This window comes from Nocardioides sp. Leaf374 (assembly GCF_916862475.1).
In the GTDB taxonomy this organism is placed as follows: Bacteria; Actinomycetota; Actinomycetes; order Propionibacteriales; family Nocardioidaceae; genus Nocardioides; species Nocardioides kribbensis.
The window spans coordinates 1-16122 of record NZ_CAKASO010000059.1; the positions used below are offsets into that span (position 1 = coordinate 1).

The 16122-nt window shown below is 71.1% G+C and carries 12 protein-coding genes; 11 read left to right on the top strand and 1 reads right to left on the bottom strand.

Translation table 11 applies throughout. The features are described from left to right. The first annotated feature begins 109 nt into the window (after window positions 1-109). Window positions 110-2359, top strand: coding sequence for a RelA/SpoT family protein (locus LPA27_RS18135; protein WP_056862989.1), 2250 nt, complete (start codon window positions 110-112; stop codon window positions 2357-2359). Window positions 2360-2490: 131 nt separating this feature from the next. Here LPA27_RS18135 and LPA27_RS18140 read toward each other — a convergent pair whose 3' ends face one another. Further along, on the bottom strand, window positions 2491-3720 hold the full coding sequence (locus LPA27_RS18140; protein ID WP_056862765.1) for a DUF349 domain-containing protein: 1230 nt from the start codon (window positions 3718-3720) through the stop codon (window positions 2491-2493). A 141-nt stretch (window positions 3721-3861) separates the two neighbouring features. On the opposite strand from LPA27_RS18140, the gene LPA27_RS18145 reads away from it, so the two are divergent. The 10 genes from LPA27_RS18145 (at window position 3862) to LPA27_RS18190 (ending at window position 16071) form a co-directional block, all read left to right on the top strand. Further along, entirely contained in the window at window positions 3862-4590 is a 729-nt protein-coding gene (locus LPA27_RS18145) for an MBL fold metallo-hydrolase (protein WP_228943331.1), read from the top strand. A gap of 5 nt (window positions 4591-4595) precedes the next feature. Then, window positions 4596-5957 carry a histidine--tRNA ligase gene (hisS, locus tag LPA27_RS18150; RefSeq protein ID WP_228943332.1) on the top strand — a complete coding sequence of 454 codons (1362 nt, stop codon included), beginning with the start codon at window positions 4596-4598 and terminating at the stop codon, window positions 5955-5957. Continuing rightward, window positions 5954-7744: an aspartate--tRNA ligase gene (gene aspS / locus LPA27_RS18155; protein WP_228943333.1), complete on the top strand. Its 1791-nt coding sequence runs from the start codon at window positions 5954-5956 to the stop codon at window positions 7742-7744. Before hisS ends, aspS begins: the two co-directional genes overlap by 4 nt. Window positions 7745-7902: 158 nt before the next feature. Then, window positions 7903-8934, top strand: a complete 1032-nt coding sequence (locus LPA27_RS18160; protein ID WP_056862769.1) for an ABC transporter permease — start codon at window positions 7903-7905, stop codon at window positions 8932-8934. 88 nt (window positions 8935-9022) lie between these two features. Beyond that, complete coding sequence (locus LPA27_RS18165) at window positions 9023-10786, top strand: ABC transporter substrate-binding protein (RefSeq protein WP_056862770.1); 1764 nt, start codon at window positions 9023-9025, stop codon at window positions 10784-10786. A 242-nt stretch (window positions 10787-11028) separates the two neighbouring features. After that, a complete protein-coding gene (locus tag LPA27_RS18170) occupies window positions 11029-12051 on the top strand; it encodes an ABC transporter permease (protein ID WP_228943334.1) in 1023 nt (340 codons plus the stop codon). Between the two features lie 11 nt (window positions 12052-12062). Beyond that, entirely contained in the window at window positions 12063-13160 is a 1098-nt protein-coding gene (locus LPA27_RS18175) for an ABC transporter ATP-binding protein (protein WP_056862771.1), read from the top strand. Continuing rightward, complete coding sequence (locus LPA27_RS18180; RefSeq protein ID WP_056862772.1) at window positions 13160-14383, top strand: ABC transporter ATP-binding protein; 1224 nt, start codon at window positions 13160-13162, stop codon at window positions 14381-14383. The genes LPA27_RS18175 and LPA27_RS18180 overlap by 1 nt, the downstream gene beginning before the upstream one ends. After that, on the top strand, window positions 14370-15746 hold the full coding sequence (locus LPA27_RS18185; RefSeq protein ID WP_228943335.1) for a replication-associated recombination protein A: 1377 nt from the start codon (window positions 14370-14372) through the stop codon (window positions 15744-15746). Before LPA27_RS18180 ends, LPA27_RS18185 begins: the two co-directional genes overlap by 14 nt. A 22-nt stretch (window positions 15747-15768) precedes the next feature. Continuing rightward, window positions 15769-16071 carry a hypothetical protein gene (locus LPA27_RS18190; protein ID WP_228943336.1) on the top strand — a complete coding sequence of 101 codons (303 nt, stop codon included), beginning with the start codon at window positions 15769-15771 and terminating at the stop codon, window positions 16069-16071. Window positions 16072-16122 lie beyond the last annotated feature (51 nt).

A 16122-nucleotide genomic window follows, 5' to 3' on the forward strand; every position in this document is an offset into this window, starting at 1 on the left:
CACGCCGGTCGACCGCCCGGGCGCGCCGCGCCAGCCGACCCGCACGCCCCCGCGGCGCCCCGACCGCGTCGCCGACCACCGCCAGGTCGAGGCGCCGTCGTCACGCAGCATGCGCTCCCGGCTGGCCCGGATGGGCACGCGCAGCGGCCAGAGCGGCACCAACCCCGTGCTCGACCCGCTGTTCCGCGCCGTACGCGCCAACCACCCGAAGGCCGACCTCGCGCTGCTCGAGCGGGCCTACGCCACCGCCGAGCACCACCACGGCTCGCAGATGCGCAAGAGCGGCGACCCCTACATCACCCACCCGCTCGCGGTGACGACCATCCTGGCGGGCATCGGCATGACCGAGCCGACGCTGGCCGCGGCCCTGCTGCACGACACCGTCGAGGACACCGACTACACCCTCGAGCAGCTGACCAAGGACTTCGGCGAGGAGGTCGCGCTCCTCGTCGACGGGGTGACCAAGCTCGACAAGGTCCGCTACGGCGAGACCGCCGAGGCCGAGACCATCCGCAAGATGATCGTCTCGATGTCGCGCGACATCCGGGTGCTGGTCATCAAGCTGGCCGACCGGCTGCACAACATGCGCACCCTGCGCTTCGTGCGCCAGGAGACCCAGGAGCGCAAGGCCCGCGAGACCCTCGACATCTACGCCCCGCTGGCCCACCGGCTGGGCATGAACACCATCAAGTGGGAGCTGGAGGACCTCGCGTTCGCCACGCTGCACCCCAAGATCTACGACGAGATCGTGCGGATGGTCGCGGAGCGTGCGCCCTCGCGCGACCAGTTCATGGCCGAGGTCATCAACCAGGTCGAGGCCGACCTGCGCGAGGCGAAGGTCAAGGCGAAGGTCACCGGGCGCCCGAAGCACTACTACTCGATCTACCAGAAGATGATCCTGGGCGGTCGGGAGTTCTCCGACATCTACGACCTCGTCGGCATCCGCGTGCTGGTCGAGGAGGACCGCGACTGCTACGCCGTCCTCGGCGTGCTCCACTCCCGGTGGAACCCCGTGCTGGGGCGCTTCAAGGACTACGTCGCGATGCCGAAGTTCAACATGTACCAGTCGCTGCACACCACGGTGATCGGTCCGCAGGGCAAGCCCGTCGAGATGCAGATCCGCACCTTCTCCCAGCACCGCCGCGCCGAGTACGGCGTGGCCGCGCACTGGAAGTACAAGGAGGACGGCCGCGCCGGCCTCGACACCGACCGTCGCGCCGAGCCCGGCCAGACCGGCGGCGACATGACCTGGGTGCGCCAGCTGCTCGACTGGCAGAGCGAGGTCGAGGACCCGGGCGAGTTCCTGGAGTCGCTGCGCTTCGAGATCAACCGCGCCGAGACCTACGTCTTCACCCCGCGCGGCGACGTGATCGCCCTGCCCTCGGGGGCCACCCCGGTCGACTTCGCCTACGCCGTGCACACCGAGGTCGGCCACCACACCATCGGCGCGCGGGTCAACGGCCGGCTGGTGCCGCTGGAGTCGACGCTGGAGAACGGCGACGTCGTGGAGGTCTTCACCTCCAAGTCGGTCAACGCCGGTCCCTCGCGCGACTGGCTGACCTTCGTGAAGTCGCCGCGCGCCCGCTCCAAGATCCGCCAGTGGTTCACCAAGGAGCGGCGCGAGGAGGCGATCGAGCAGGGCAAGGAGCAGATCGCCAAGCTGATGCGCAAGGAGGGGCTGCCCCTCAAGCGGCTGCTGTCCCACGAGTCGCTCACCCTGGCCGCCGAGCACTTCAAGATCAGCGACGTCTCCGCGCTCTACGCCGCGGTCGGCGAGGGCAACCTCTCGGCCCAGGCCGTCGTACGCCGCGTCATCGACCTGCACGGCGGCAGCGAGGGCGCGCAGGAGGACCTCGCCGAGGCCGTGACGATCACGGGCCGGCGCGGTCGCAGCAAGGTCGCCGGGGCCGGGGACGCCGGTGTGGTGGTCAAGGGCGCGCCCGACGTCTGGGTCAAGCTCGCCAAGTGCTGCACGCCGGTGCCGCCCGACGCGATCCTCGGCTTCGTCACCAAGGGCGGGGGAGTCTCGGTCCACCGCCAGGACTGCACCAACGCCAGCTCGCTGCAGTCGCAGCCCGAGCGGCTGCTCGAGGTCGAGTGGGCGCCGGACTCCAAGTCGACCTTCCTGGTCAACATCCAGGTCGAGGCCCTCGACCGGGCCCGGCTGCTCTCCGACATCACGATGGCGCTCTCCGACGCACACGTGAACATCCTCTCGGCCAACCTCTCCACCACGCGCGACCGCGTGGCCAAGAGCCGGTTCACCTTCGAGATGGCCGAGACCAAGCACCTCGACACGGTGCTGCGCGCCGTGCGCGGCGTCCCCGGCGTCTTCGACGCCTACCGCGTCACCCAGTAGTCCGCGCCGCGGCGCCGGTCGACCTCTTACCGACCGTTGAGACCTCTACCTGACAGTCATGACGGTCAGGTAGAGGTCTCAACGGTCAGTAGGACGCGTCGGCCCCCGCGCTCAGCCGGGGCCGACCGAGGTCAGCCGGAGAAGTCGGCGCTGGCCCGACGGGCCATGTCGAGGAACTGCCGGCGCGAGGCCAGGTTGTCCTCGAGGTCGGCGACCTTCTTCTGGTCGCCCTTCTCGCGGGCCTTCTCCAGGTCGGCCTCGACCTGGGCGATGGCCGACTCGAGCTTGGCGACCATGTCGGAGGCGCGGGCCGACTTCTCGGGGTCGGAGCGCTTCCACTGGTCGTCCTCGACCCCGCGGATGGCCTGCTCGACCGCGCGCATGCGGCCCTCGAGCTCCTTCATCCGGTCGCGCGGCACCTTGCCGGCGGCGTCCCACCGGTCGGCGAGGTCGCGGAAGGTGCGCTTGGCGGCGTCGAGGTCGGTGACCGGCACGAGCGCCTCGGCCTCGACGAGGATCTGCTCCTTGACGACGGCGTTGCCCGCGAACTCCTGGTCGAGCGCGGCGTTGGCGGCGTCACGCGCACCGAAGAAGGTGTCCTGGGCGCCGCGGAAGCGCTTCCACAGCGCGTCGTCGGCGTCCTTGGGCGCGGGGCCGGCGGCCTTCCAGTCGCGCATCAGGTCGCGGTAGCGGCCCGACGTCGGGCCCCAGTCGGTGGAGTCGGCGAGCGCCTCGGCCTCGGTGGCCAGCCGCTCCTTGACCACGCGCGCCGACTCGCGCTTCTCGTTCTGCTCGGCGAAGTGGCTCTTGCGGCGGCGCGTGTAGGCCGTGCGGGCGGTGGAGAAGCGGCGCCACAGGGCGTCGTCGGAGGCGCGGTCGATGCGGGGGAGCGCCTTCCACTGCTCGAGCAGGTCGCGCAGGCGGTTGGCGCCGTTGCGCCAGTCGGTGCCCTCGGCGAGCTTCTCGGCCTCCGCGACCAGCTTCTCCTTGGCCGCCTTCGACTCCGCGGAGCGCTGCGCCTTCTCGGCGCGCCGGGCCTCGCGCTGCTGCTCGAGCACCGGGGCGAGCGCGTCGAGCCTGGCCTCGAGGGAGGCGAGGTCGCCGACGGCGTTGGCGTCGGTGACCTGCGCACGCACCTTGCCGAGCGACTCCGTCGCCTCCTCCGGCGACATCACCCCCGACTTGATGCGCTGCTCGAGCAGCTCCACCTCGAAGGTCAGCGCGGCGAAGCGCTCGGTGAAGAAGGTCAGCGCCTCCTCGGGCGTGCCCTCGGGGTACTGCCCCACGGAGCGCTCCCCGTCGGCGGTCTTCACGTAGACGGTGCCGTCGTCGTCGACGCGGCCCCACTGCTCGCTCGTCACTGCGGTTCCCTCGGTCTCGGTGTCACTCGGTGGTCACTCGGTGGACGCGAGGCCCCATGCTAGTCAGACCGTGGCCGCGGGGGCCGAGGCGCCCGCCAAACCGGTGCGACGAGGGCCCGGGAGCCTCGCTAGGGTGAGGGCGTGCTGATCGCCGGATTCCCCGCAGGCCCCTGGGGCACGAACTGCTACGTCGTGGCCACCGGGCCCGGGGCGGAGTGCGTCGTGGTCGACCCCGGCAAGGACGCCGCCGACGGCGTCGCCGAGGTCGTGCGCGAGCACCGCCTCAAGCCGGTCTCGGTCCTGGTCACCCACGGCCACCTCGACCACATGTGGTGCGTGGCCCCGGTCGCCGGCGGCTACGACGCCACCGCCTGGATCCACCCGGCCGACCGCCACCTGCTGAGCGACCCGATGGCCGGCATGTCGCCCGAGACCAGCCGGATGCTGCTCGGGCAGTCCTACGAGTGGGCCGAGCCCGACGACGTGCGCGAGCTCGCCGACGACCAGCACCTCGAGCTCGCGGGCCTGCGCTTCGTCGTCGACCACACCCCGGGCCACACCGCCGGATCGGTCACCTTCCGCACGCCGTACGCCGCCGCGGCGGGGCAGCCCGAGGTTTCCGAGGTGATGTTCTCCGGCGACCTGCTCTTCGCGGGCTCGATCGGCCGCACCGACCTGCCCGGCGGCGACCACCCGACCATGCTGCGCAGCCTCGCCACCAAGGTGCTGCCCCTGGCCGACGACGTGGTCGTGCTCCCCGGCCACGGCGAGCAGACCTCCATCGGGCGCGAGCGCGCCACCAACCCCTACCTGCTGGACCTGGCTGACGGCGACACCGACGGCCCGGCCCGCGTCACCCGAGGTCTCTAGAGCCGATGAACGCCAAGATCCGCCCGCTCAGCGGGTTCCCCGAGCTGCTGCCTGCCCAGCGCGTCGTCGAGCAGCAGGTGGTCGACACCCTGCGCCACGTCTTCGAGCTGCACGGCTTCGCCGGCATCGAGACCCGCGCGGTCGAGCCGCTCGACCAGCTGCTGACCAAGGGCGAGACCTCCAAGGAGGTCTACGTGCTGCGTCGCCTGCAGGAGCAGGAGGGCGGCAAGGACGCGGGCCTGGGCCTCCACTTCGACCTCACCGTGCCCTTCGCGCGCTACGTCGTCGAGAACGCCGGCAGGCTGGAGTTCCCCTTCCGCCGCTACCAGGTGCAGAAGGTGTGGCGCGGCGAGCGCCCCCAGGACGGCCGCTACCGCGAGTTCACGCAGGCCGACATCGACGTGGTCGGGCGCGACACGCTGTCGTTCCACCACGACGTCGAGGTGGCCCGGGTGATGCTCGACGCGCTGCGCCGCATCGACTTCCTGCCCGGCTTCCGGCTCCAGGTCAACAACCGCAAGCTCCTCGAGGGCTACTTCCTCGGCCTGGGCCTCGACGACCCGGCCCCGGCCATGACGGCGGTCGACAAGCTCGACAAGCAGTCGCCCGAGGCCGTGGCCGCCCTGCTCGTCGAGGGCGGGCTCGACGAGGACCTCGCCCGCCGCTGCCTGGCCATCGCGGAGATCTCCAGCACCGACACCTCCTTCGTGCAGCAGGTGCGTGACCTCGGTGTCGAGCACCCGCTCCTGGAGGAGGGCCTCACCGAGCTCGCGGCCGTCGTCGAGGGCTGCGCGGGCCTGGTCGGCCCCCGTGTCGAGGTGGTCGCCGACCTGAGGATCGCGCGCGGCCTCGACTACTACACCGGCACGGTCTTCGAGACCCGCATGCGCGGCCACGAGGCGCTCGGCTCGATCTGCTCCGGCGGCCGCTACGACGCCCTGGCCACCGACGGCCGCACCACCTACCCCGGCGTGGGCATCTCGCTGGGCGTCAGCCGGGTGCTGGTGCCGCTGATCTCGCGCACCGGCCTGGTGGCCGACCGCTCGGTGCCCAGCGCCGTGCTGGTCGCCCTGGTCGACGACGCCCCGGAGGCGCGCGCCGCGAGCGAGGCCGTCGCCGACGCCCTGCGCGCGCGCGACGTCGCCTGCGAGGTCTCGCCCAGCCCGCAGAAGTTCGGCAAGCAGATCCGCTACGCCGAGCGCCGTGGCATCCCCTTCGTGTGGTTCACCACCGCCGAGGGCGGCCACGAGGTCAAGGACATCCGATCCGGGGAGCAGGTGACGGCCGACCCCGCCGCCTGGACCCCGCCCCACGAGGACCTGCGACCGCAGGTGACCTCGCACGACCCACAGGAGATGACGAAGTGATCCGCACCCATGACGCCGGCGCCCTGCGCGCCGAGCACGTCGGCCAGACCGTCACCCTCGCCGGGTGGGTGGCCCGCCGACGCGATCACGGCGGCGTGGCCTTCCTCGACCTGCGCGAGGCCAGCGGCGTGGTCCAGGTCGTCGTGCGCGACGAGGACGTCGCCCACAGCCTGCGCAGCGAGTACTGCCTCAAGGTGACCGGCGAGGTCGCCACCCGCCCCGAGGGCAACGCCAACCCCGGTCTGCCGACCGGCGAGATCGAGGTCATCGTCTCCGACCTCGAGGTGCTCAACGCCGCGGCCCCGCTGCCCTTCCCCATCGACGACACCGGCCACGGCTCGGGTGACGTGGGGGAGGAGGCGCGACTGCGCCACCGCTACCTCGACCTGCGCCGCGCCGGCCCCGCCGCCGCCCTGCGCCTGCGCAGCAAGGTCAACAAGGCCGCCCGCGACGTGCTCGACGCGCAGGGCTTCGTCGAGGTCGAGACCCCGACCCTGACCCGCAGCACCCCCGAGGGCGCCCGCGACTTCCTGGTGCCCGCCCGCCTGCAGCCCGGCAGCTGGTACGCCCTGCCGCAGAGCCCGCAGCTGTTCAAGCAGCTGCTCATGGTCGCCGGCATGGAGCGTTACTTCCAGATCGCGCGCTGCTACCGCGACGAGGACTTCCGCGCCGACCGCCAGCCGGAGTTCACCCAGCTCGACATCGAGATGAGCTTCGTCGACCAGGAGGACGTCATCGCCCTCATGGAGGACGTGCTGGCCGCCATGTGGAAGCTCATCGACGTCGACATCCCGCGCCCGATCCCGCGGATGACCTACGCCGACGCGATGCGGCGCTACGGCTCCGACAAGCCCGACCTGCGCATGGGCCTGGAGCTGGTCGAGTGCACCGACTACTTCGCCGACACGCCGTTCCGCGTGTTCCAGGCGCCCTACGTCGGTGCCGTGGTCATGCCGGGCGGGGCGAGCCAGCCCCGCAAGAAGCTCGACGCCTGGCAGGACTGGGCCAAGCAGCGCGGCGCCAAGGGCCTGGCCTACGTGCTGGTGCAGGACGACGGCTCGCTGACCGGCCCGGTCTCGAAGAACATCACCGACGAGGAGAAGGCCGGTCTGGCCGCCCACGTCGGCGCCGCGCCCGGCGACTGCATCTTTTTCGCCGCCGGCGCACCCAAGCCCAGCCGGGCGCTCCTCGGCGCCGCCCGCCTCGAGATCGGGCGCCGCGGGGGCCTCATCGACGAGAGCGCCTTCGCCTTCACCTGGGTCGTCGACGCCCCGATGTTCGAGCCGGCCTCCGACGCGGTGGCCAGCGGCGACGTCGCCGTCGGCGCGGGGGCCTGGACCGCGGTGCACCACGCGTTCACCGGCCCGAAGCCGGAGTTCGCCGACACCTTCGACACCGACCCCGGCAGCGCGCTGGCCTACGCCTACGACATCGTCTGCAACGGCAACGAGCTCGGCGGCGGGTCGATCCGTATCCACCGCGAGGACGTCCAGAAGCGGGTCTTCGCCGTCATGGGCCTCAGCGAGGAGGAGGCCCAGGAGAAGTTCGGCTTCCTGCTCGACGCGTTCAAGTACGGCGCCCCGCCGCACGGCGGCATCGCCGTGGGCATGGACCGCATCTGCGCGATGCTCGCCGGGTCGGACTCCATCCGCGACGTCATCGCCTTCCCGAAGTCCGGCGGCGGCTTCGACCCGCTCACCGCGGCGCCTGCGCCCATCACCGCCGAGCAGCGCAAGGAGGCCGGTGTCGACGGCCCGCCCGCGAAGGTCGTCCCGGTCCAGGCCTGATCCACCGGATGCGCCCCACCGGCGAGTCGTCTCGACTGCCGAGACCAGATCGTTACTCGCGGTTGACCGTCGGTGGGGCACCGAGCACATAGAGTCGCTCGCGGCGCAGGGCCCCGGCCCTGCACCGTGTCCAGTGTTCGTAGTGGAGAGGTGACTCGGTGAGCCTGACGGCATCGAGCGTGGAGCAGCCCGGCGACTCGGAGTTCCACGAGCCCCAGGGAGACGACCAGGCCGAGGGCCGGGTCGCGGTGGAGGGCCGCTCGCCGGCCAAGCTGGCCTGGGCCCGCTTCCGCAAGGACAAGCTGTCGATGGCGGCCTTCCTCGTCGTCGTGCTCTTCACGGTCACGGCCATCGCGACGCCGATCCTGGTGTGGATCGGTGTCCTCAAGCCGCAGGACTTCAACCCCGACCTGGTCGACCTGATCAGCGGTGGCCTGCCCATCGGCCCCGCGGGCGGGGTGTCGCTGTCGCACCCCCTCGGTGTCGAGCCGGGCACGGGACGCGACCTGCTCTCCCGGATCCTCCTGGGCATGACGCTCTCGATGACGATCGCCGTCTCCGGGGCCATCATCACCGTGATGATCGGCACCGTGCTGGGGATCATCGCGGGGTTCACCGGCGGCGTGGTCGACGGTGTCATCGGTCGTTTCATCGACCTCACGCTGTCCTTCCCGAGCACGCTCATGCTCCTCGCGCTCTCGGGCGTGGTCGTGGACCGGATGCGCGACATCGGTGTGCCGAACGGCCCCGACGGAGCCTTCGTCAACGGTCTCTACATCGTGCTGGTGCTCTCGGCCTTCGGCTGGCCGCCGGTGGCGCGACTCATCCGCGGGCAGGTGCTGTCGATCCGCGAGCGCGAGTTCGTCGACGCGGCCCGCCTCATGGGCGCCTCGCGCCGGCGGATCTACTTCAAGGAGATCCTGCCCAACCTCTGGGCCCCGATCCTCGTCTACTTCACGCTGCTGATGCCGGCCTACGTCTCGGCCGAGGCCGCCCTCAGCTACCTCGGGGTGGGCATCCAGGCGCCGACGCCGACCCTGGGCAACGTGCTGCGCGGCGCACTCCTCTACGCCAGCACCGACCCCATCTTCTTCTTCGCCCCCGCGATCTTCATCGCCGCCATCGTCATCTCGTTCAACCTCCTCGGCGACGGCGCGCGCGACGCGCTCGACCCGAAGGCCGGTCGCTGAGCCGACCTCCCCGGCGGGTGCGAGCCCGCCCCAGGACTTTCCGCAGGAAAGACGCGCCGACCCCGGCGAGAACACAAGGAGAAATCACATGGGTAGGACCCCGAAGCGTTTCGTCGCCCTGGCGTCGTCCGCGGTCGTCGCGGCCAGCCTCGCCGCTTGTGGCGGCGGCAGCGGTGGCGGCGGCGACGACGTCAGCGACCAGTCGAACCAGGAGGTGACCGAGGCCACCAAGGGTGGCGCCATCACCTACCTGCAGACGTCGGTCACTGAGCACCTCGACCCCCAGCGCGTCTACGTCGGTCGTGACATCTCGAACCTGGGCCGCCTGGTCTACCGCAGCTGGGTGCAGTTCCCCAGCGGCACGACCGACGCCACCGAGGGCACCACCCCGATCGCCGACCTCGCCACCGACACGGGCACCTCCAACGAGGACGCCACCGAGTGGCAGTTCACGCTGAAGGACGGCCCGGTCTGGCAGGACGGCGAGCCGATCACGTGTGAGGACTTCGCCTACGGCGCGTCGCGCACCTTCGCCACCGACGTCATCACCGGCGGCCCGAACTACATCATCGGCTACCTCGACGTCCCCACCGCCGACGACGGCTCCTCGCAGTACAAGGGCCCCTACACCGGTGAGGGCCAGGAGCTCTTCGACCAGGCGGTCTCCTGCGACGGCAACACCATCACCTACAAGTTCAAGAAGCCGTGGCCGGACTTCCCGCTGGCCATCGCCTCGCTGCGCGCCTTCGACCCGGTGCGCGAGGACCAGGACAAGGGCGACCGCTCCGACCTGGTGCCCTTCTCCAGCGGCCCCTACATGCTCGACGGCGAGTGGGACGAGGACTCCGGCGGCACCTTCGTGCGCAACCCCGAGTGGGACGGCGAGGAGGACACCAACCGCCAGGCGAACTTCGACGAGATCACCTTCGAGGTCGGCATCGAGCCGGAGACGATCATCGAGCGCCTCATCGCCGACCAGGGCGAGGACACCACCGCGATCGCGGCCACCAACGTCACGGCGGCGCAGTACCCCGAGATCACCGGCGACGTCGCCGAGCGCGCTGTCAACATCCAGTCGCCGTTCACCAACTACCTGGTGCCGAACTTCAACCAGATCGAGGACGTCAAGGTCCGCCAGGCCCTCGCCCTCGCGACCAACCGCGCGGCCTACATCGGCGCCCTCGGCGGGGAGAACGCCTCGTCGCCGGCGCTGACCATCGTCAGCCCCGACGTGCCGGGCCACCAGCCCCTCGACACCTTCGGCTCCGAGGAGGGCGGTGACATCGAGGGCGCCCAGGCGCTGCTCGAGGAGGCCGGCGTCGACACGCCGTACCCGATCACCCTGACCTACCCGATCGGCTCGGAGGCCTCCCAGAACGCGTTCGCCGCGCTCAAGGAGACCTACGACCAGGCGGGGTTCGACGTCACCCTCGACGGTCTGGACCCCTCGGGCCCGTACTACGAGACCATCCAGAAGCCCGACTCCGAGTCCGACCTGATCTGGGGCGGCTGGGGTGCTGACTGGCCCTCGATCTCGACGGTCCTGCCGCCGCTGTTCGACAGCCGCATCAACCTGACCGCCAACTCCAACGGCCAGGACTACGGCAACTACGACAGCGACGAGGCCAACGCCCTCATCGACGAGGCGCTCGCCGAGACCGACCTCGACGCCGCCAACGAGCTGTGGGGCCAGCTGGACCAGCTCCTCGCCGACGACGTCGCCTACATCCCGCTCGACACCACCAACTTCTACTACCTGCGTGGTTCGGGCATCGAGAACTACGTGAACTCGGTGTCCACGAGCGGCTACCCCGACCTCGGCGTCATCGCCGTGGCCGAGGACGCGCAGTGACCCCTGCTCCCTGAGCAGGCACCACCGCAGCACCACCGCAGCACCGCCGCCGCTCCCGGGTGACGGCACCACCCGCAGCACCGCGTGTCGACGACACGCACCGACCGTGCGGTCCCACCCCCCATCAGGGGGCGGGGCCGCACGGTCCCGCGAGGCGGCACTCCTGCCGCGTGCCGGGCCACCGCCCGGCCCCTCGCACGACGCGGTCACCGCCGCGTCGCGTACCGACGAGAACTCCTGAGGTGAACGTGTTCGCTTACGCCCTTCGACGCCTGTTCAGCGGTGCGCTGCTGCTCGTCGTGATGAGCATGGTCACCTTCCTCCTGTTCTACGCCAGCTCCAGCACCCCTGAGCGCTACGCGTGCGGGCAGAAGTGCACGGCCCAGCAGCTCGAGCAGACCAAGGCGGCGCTCGGCTACGACGAGCCGATCACGACCCAGTGGGCCAAGTTCGCCGAGGGCGTCGTCGTGGGTCGCGAGTTCCCCGACGACGAGGCCCTGCGCGAGGCCGCCCCGGAGCTGGTCACCGAGTGCGACGCCCCCTGCCTGGGCTACTCCACCGGCTACGGCGAGAACGTGCGGGACCTCATCACCGACAAGCTCCCGGTCTCGGTGTCACTGGCGCTCGCGGCCTTCGTCATCTGGATCATCGGAGGCGTCCTCCTCGGCGTGGTCGCCGCACTGTTCAAGGGGCGCGTGCTCGACCGCGGCATCGTGGCGGTCTCGCTGATCGCCTTCGCCTTCCCCACGTTCTTCGTCGGGCAGATCTTCCTGACCTACGTCGCGATCCGATGGGGGTTGGTGGACAAACCCGCCTACACCTCGATCGCCGACGGGGGCGTGTTCGCCTGGGCCTCCTCGCTGATGCTCCCGGCGATCACCTTGGCCCTGGTCTACATGGCCGGCTACATCCGCATCACCCGGGCCTTCGTGCTCGAGACCCAGACCGAGGACTACATCCGCACCGCCCGGGCCAAGGGGCTGCCCCAGCGCACGGTCATCGGCAAGCACACCCTGCGGGCCGTGCTCACGCCGCTGGTGACCCTGTCGGGGCTCGACCTCGCCGGCCTGCTCGGTGGTGCGATCATCACGGAGTCGGTCTTCAACTACAACGGTGTCGGCAAGCTGTCGGTGACCGCGATCGCCCGCTTCGACCTCCCGCTCATCGTGGGGATCGTGCTGCTTGTCGCCGCCATCGTGATCACCGCCAACATCATCGTCGACATGCTGTACGCGGTCATCGACCCCCGCGTCCGGCTCGGATAAGGAGCACCTCGATGTCTGCCACGACCCAGACCGGTCCGGCACCCCGCCCGGCGGGGGCGGGCGAGCCGCTGCTGGTGGTCGAGGACCTCAAGGTCCACTTCCCGACCAGCGACGGCGTCGTCAAGGCCGTCGACGGCCTCAGCTACTCCGTCGAGCGCGGGAAGACCCTCGGCATCGTGGGGGAGTCGGGCTCCGGCAAGTCGGTGTCGAGCTCGGCCATCATGGGCCTCTTCCACGGCTCCAACGCGCAGGTGAGCGGTCAGATCCGCGTCGGCGGCACGGACGTGCTGCAGCTCAGCGAGAAGGAGATGCGTGGTCTGCGCGGTCGGGAGGTCTCGATGATCTTCCAGGACCCGCTCTCGGCGCTGCACCCCTACTACACGGTCGGCGCCCAGATCGTCGAGGCCTACCGCGTGCACCACGACGTCAGCAAGAAGGTCGCGCGCAAGCGGGCCGTCGAGATGCTCGACCGCGTCGGCATCCCGCAGCCCGACCAGCGCGTCGACTCCTACCCCCACCAGTTCTCCGGCGGTATGCGCCAGCGGGCGATGATCGCGATGGGCCTGGTCAACGACCCGTCGCTGCTGATCGCCGACGAGCCGACCACGGCCCTCGACGTGACCGTGCAGGCGCAGATCCTCGACCTGCTCCAGGACCTCCAGCGCGAGTTCAACTCAGCGGTCATCATCATCACCCACGACCTCGGCGTGGTGGCAGAGATGACCGACGACACCCTGGTGATGTACGCCGGTCGGGGCGTGGAGTACGGCCCGACCAAGGAGATCCTCACCCACCCCGAGATGCCCTACACCTGGGGGCTGCTGTCCAGCGTGCCCGACGTCGTGGGCGACACCTCCGCCAAGCTGATCCCGATCCCGGGCAACCCGCCGAGCCTGCTGAACCCTCCCACCGGCTGCGCGTTCCACCCGCGGTGCACCCACCGCGACAAGGTGCCCGGCGACCTGTGCACCACCACGTTGCCCGAGCTGGTGCCCGGCAACCGGTCGATGGGCCACCTCAAGCGGTGCCACCTCGCCGACCCCGAGGCCATCTACCAGACCGAGATCCTGCCTGAGATCGCGCCTGATCTCGTCGACGAGGAGCGTTGATGTCCACCACGGAGAACGGCGACCAGCTCGCCACCCGTCCCGAGCCCGTCGCGGCGCACGCGGCGTCGGAGAACCCCGAGGACGCCCGCACGCTGCTGTCGGTCGAGAACCTCAAGATGTACTTCCCGGTGAAGTCCTCCGGGCTCATCCACCGCAAGGTCGGCGACGTCCAGGCCGTCGACGGTGTCTCCTTCGAGGTCAAGGCCGGCGGCTCGCTGGGCCTGGTGGGGGAGTCGGGCTGCGGCAAGTCGACCACCGGTCGCCTCATCACCCGGCTCTACGAGCCGACCGCGGGCCACATCCGCTTCGAGGGCGAGGACATCGCCTCGGTGCCCGAGCGCAAGCTCAAGCCGCTGCGCCGCGAGATCCAGATGATCTTCCAGGACCCCTACACCTCGCTGAACCCCCGCCACACCGTCGGCTCGATCATCGGCACCCCGCTGCGCATCCACAACGTGGTGCCCGAGAAGCAGGTGCTGCCGCGGGTCAAGGAGCTCCTCGAGATCGTCGGCCTCAACCCCGAGCACTACAACCGCTTCCCCAACGAGTTCTCCGGCGGCCAGCGCCAGCGCATCGGCATCGCCCGTGCGCTGACCCTGAACCCGAAGCTGCTGGTGGCCGACGAGCCGGTCTCGGCCCTCGACGTGTCGATCCAGGCCCAGGTCATCAACCTGCTCCAGGACATCCAGCGCGAGTTCGGGGTGGCGTTCCTCTTCATCGCCCACGACCTGGCCATCGTGCGCCACTTCTGCCCCGAGGTCGCCGTGATGTACCTCGGCAAGATCGTGGAGATCGGCGACCGCGACAGCATCTACAACCAGCCGCGCCACCCCTACACCCAGGCGCTGCTCTCCGCGGTGCCCGACGTGAAGCAGGCCGCGATCGGGGGTCGCCGCGAGCGGATCCAGCTCGAGGGCGACGTGCCGAGCCCGATCAACCCGCCCTCGGGCTGCCGCTTCCGCACCCGCTGCCCCATCGCGCAGGACATCTGCGCGCGCCTCGAGCCGCCGCTGCTGCAGATCGGCAAGAAGCACAAGGTCGCCTGCCACTTCCCGGGCGCGCTGGGCCAGCACCCCAACGAGCCGCTCACCGCGGGCATGCTGGGCGTCGACCACCAGGGCAACCCCGACCCCGGGGCGAGCCCCAGCCCCGACCTCACCGACAAGCCGGGCTACGACGACACCTGGTTCGACCTGGACACCAGGACTTTTGGCCGAGCCTGAGGGCCTCTTCGACACCGGTCCGCCGTCCCCTCCCCGAGGGGGCGGCGGCTCGCTGTCGGCCCAGCAGGGCATGGCCGCGCCGCTGGCGGTGCGGATGCGCCCGCGCACGCTCGACGAGCTGGTCGGGCAGCAGCAGCTGCGCGAGCCCGGCTCGCCGCTGCGCCAGCTGATCGACGACCAGCGCTCCCTGTCGCTGCTGCTGTGGGGGCCGCCCGGCACGGGCAAGACGACGATCGCCTCCATCGTCAGCCAGTCCACCGACCGTCGCTTCGTCGAGGTCTCGGCGGTCTCGGCCGGGGTCAAGGAGGTGCGGGCGGCCATCGACGCCGCGCGCGCCGAGCTGGCCCGAGGCGGCGCGGAGACGGTGCTCTTCGTCGACGAGGTGCACCGCTTCAGCAAGGCCCAGCAGGACGCCCTGCTGCCCGGGGTGGAGAACCGCTGGGTCTCGCTGGTGGCCGCGACCACGGAGAACCCCTTCTTCAGCGTCATCTCGCCGCTGCTCTCGCGCAGCCTGCTGCTGCGCCTGGAGTCGCTGAGCGACGACGACGTGCGCGGGGTCATGGGCAGCGCGCTCACCGACGAGCGGGGGCTGGGCGGGCGCTTCACCGTCGAGGACGACGCCCTCGACCACCTCGTGCGGCTCGCCGGCGGCGACGCCCGGCGCTCGCTGACCTACCTCGAGGCGGCCACCGGCGCCGCCGCCGCCCGTGGCACGAGCGTCGTCGACCTCGCGACGGCCGAGACCGCCGTCGACCGGGCCGCGGTGCGCTACGACCGGCAGGGCGACCAGCACTACGACGTCACCAGCGCCTTCATCAAGTCCGTGCGAGGGTCCGACGCCGACGCCGCGCTGCACTACCTGGCGCGGATGATCGAGGCGGGGGAGGACCCACGCTTCATCGCCCGGCGGCTGGTCATCCTGGCCAGCGAGGACATCGGCCTGGCCGACCCCACGGCGCTGACCACCGCGGTGGCCGCCGCCCAGGCCGTGCAGCTCATCGGCATGCCCGAGGCGGGTCTCAACCTCGCCCACGCCACGATCGCGCTGGCGGTGGCCCCGAAGTCCAACGCCGTCACCACCGCGATCGCCGCCGCGAGCGCCGACGTGAAGGCGGGCAGGATCGGGCCCGTGCCCTCGCACCTGCGCGACGCGCACTACGGCGGCGCCAAGAAGCTGGGCCACGGCACGTCCTACGTCTACGCCCACGACGCCCCCTTCGGCATCGCCGAGCAGCAGTACGCCCCCGACGTCGTCGCCGAGGCCAGCTACTACCAGCCCACTGACCACGGCGCCGAGGCCGCCGTGAAGGAGCGCTGGGAGCGCATCAAGCGGCTGGTGCGGGGCCGCGCTCGTGGCCGCTGACCCCGCGATAGGGTCGGTCACCATGACGCAGCAGTGGAGCACGCCGGGGTGGGCGCTGGCGGTGGTCCTCGCTCTGGGCGTGCTGCTGCTCGCCGCCCTCGTCGCGACCGGCCTGGCGCTGCGCGGCGTACGACGCTCCGCGGCGCGGGCCGAGGCCGAGGCGAGGACGGCGACCGCGCAGCTGCGCGAGCGCCTCGAGCTGCTGGAGCGCCGTGTCGACGCCCCGGGGCGGGCGCGGGCGGCGGAGGGGGAGTTCGTCATCACCCACCTCGGCGCCGACGACGCGGTCGACGAGACCACGGCAGGGCGACCTGCACGGCGGTGACGAAGAAGACCCCGAAGGCGCGCAGCAGCAGGTCGGCGCCGCCGTCGAGGT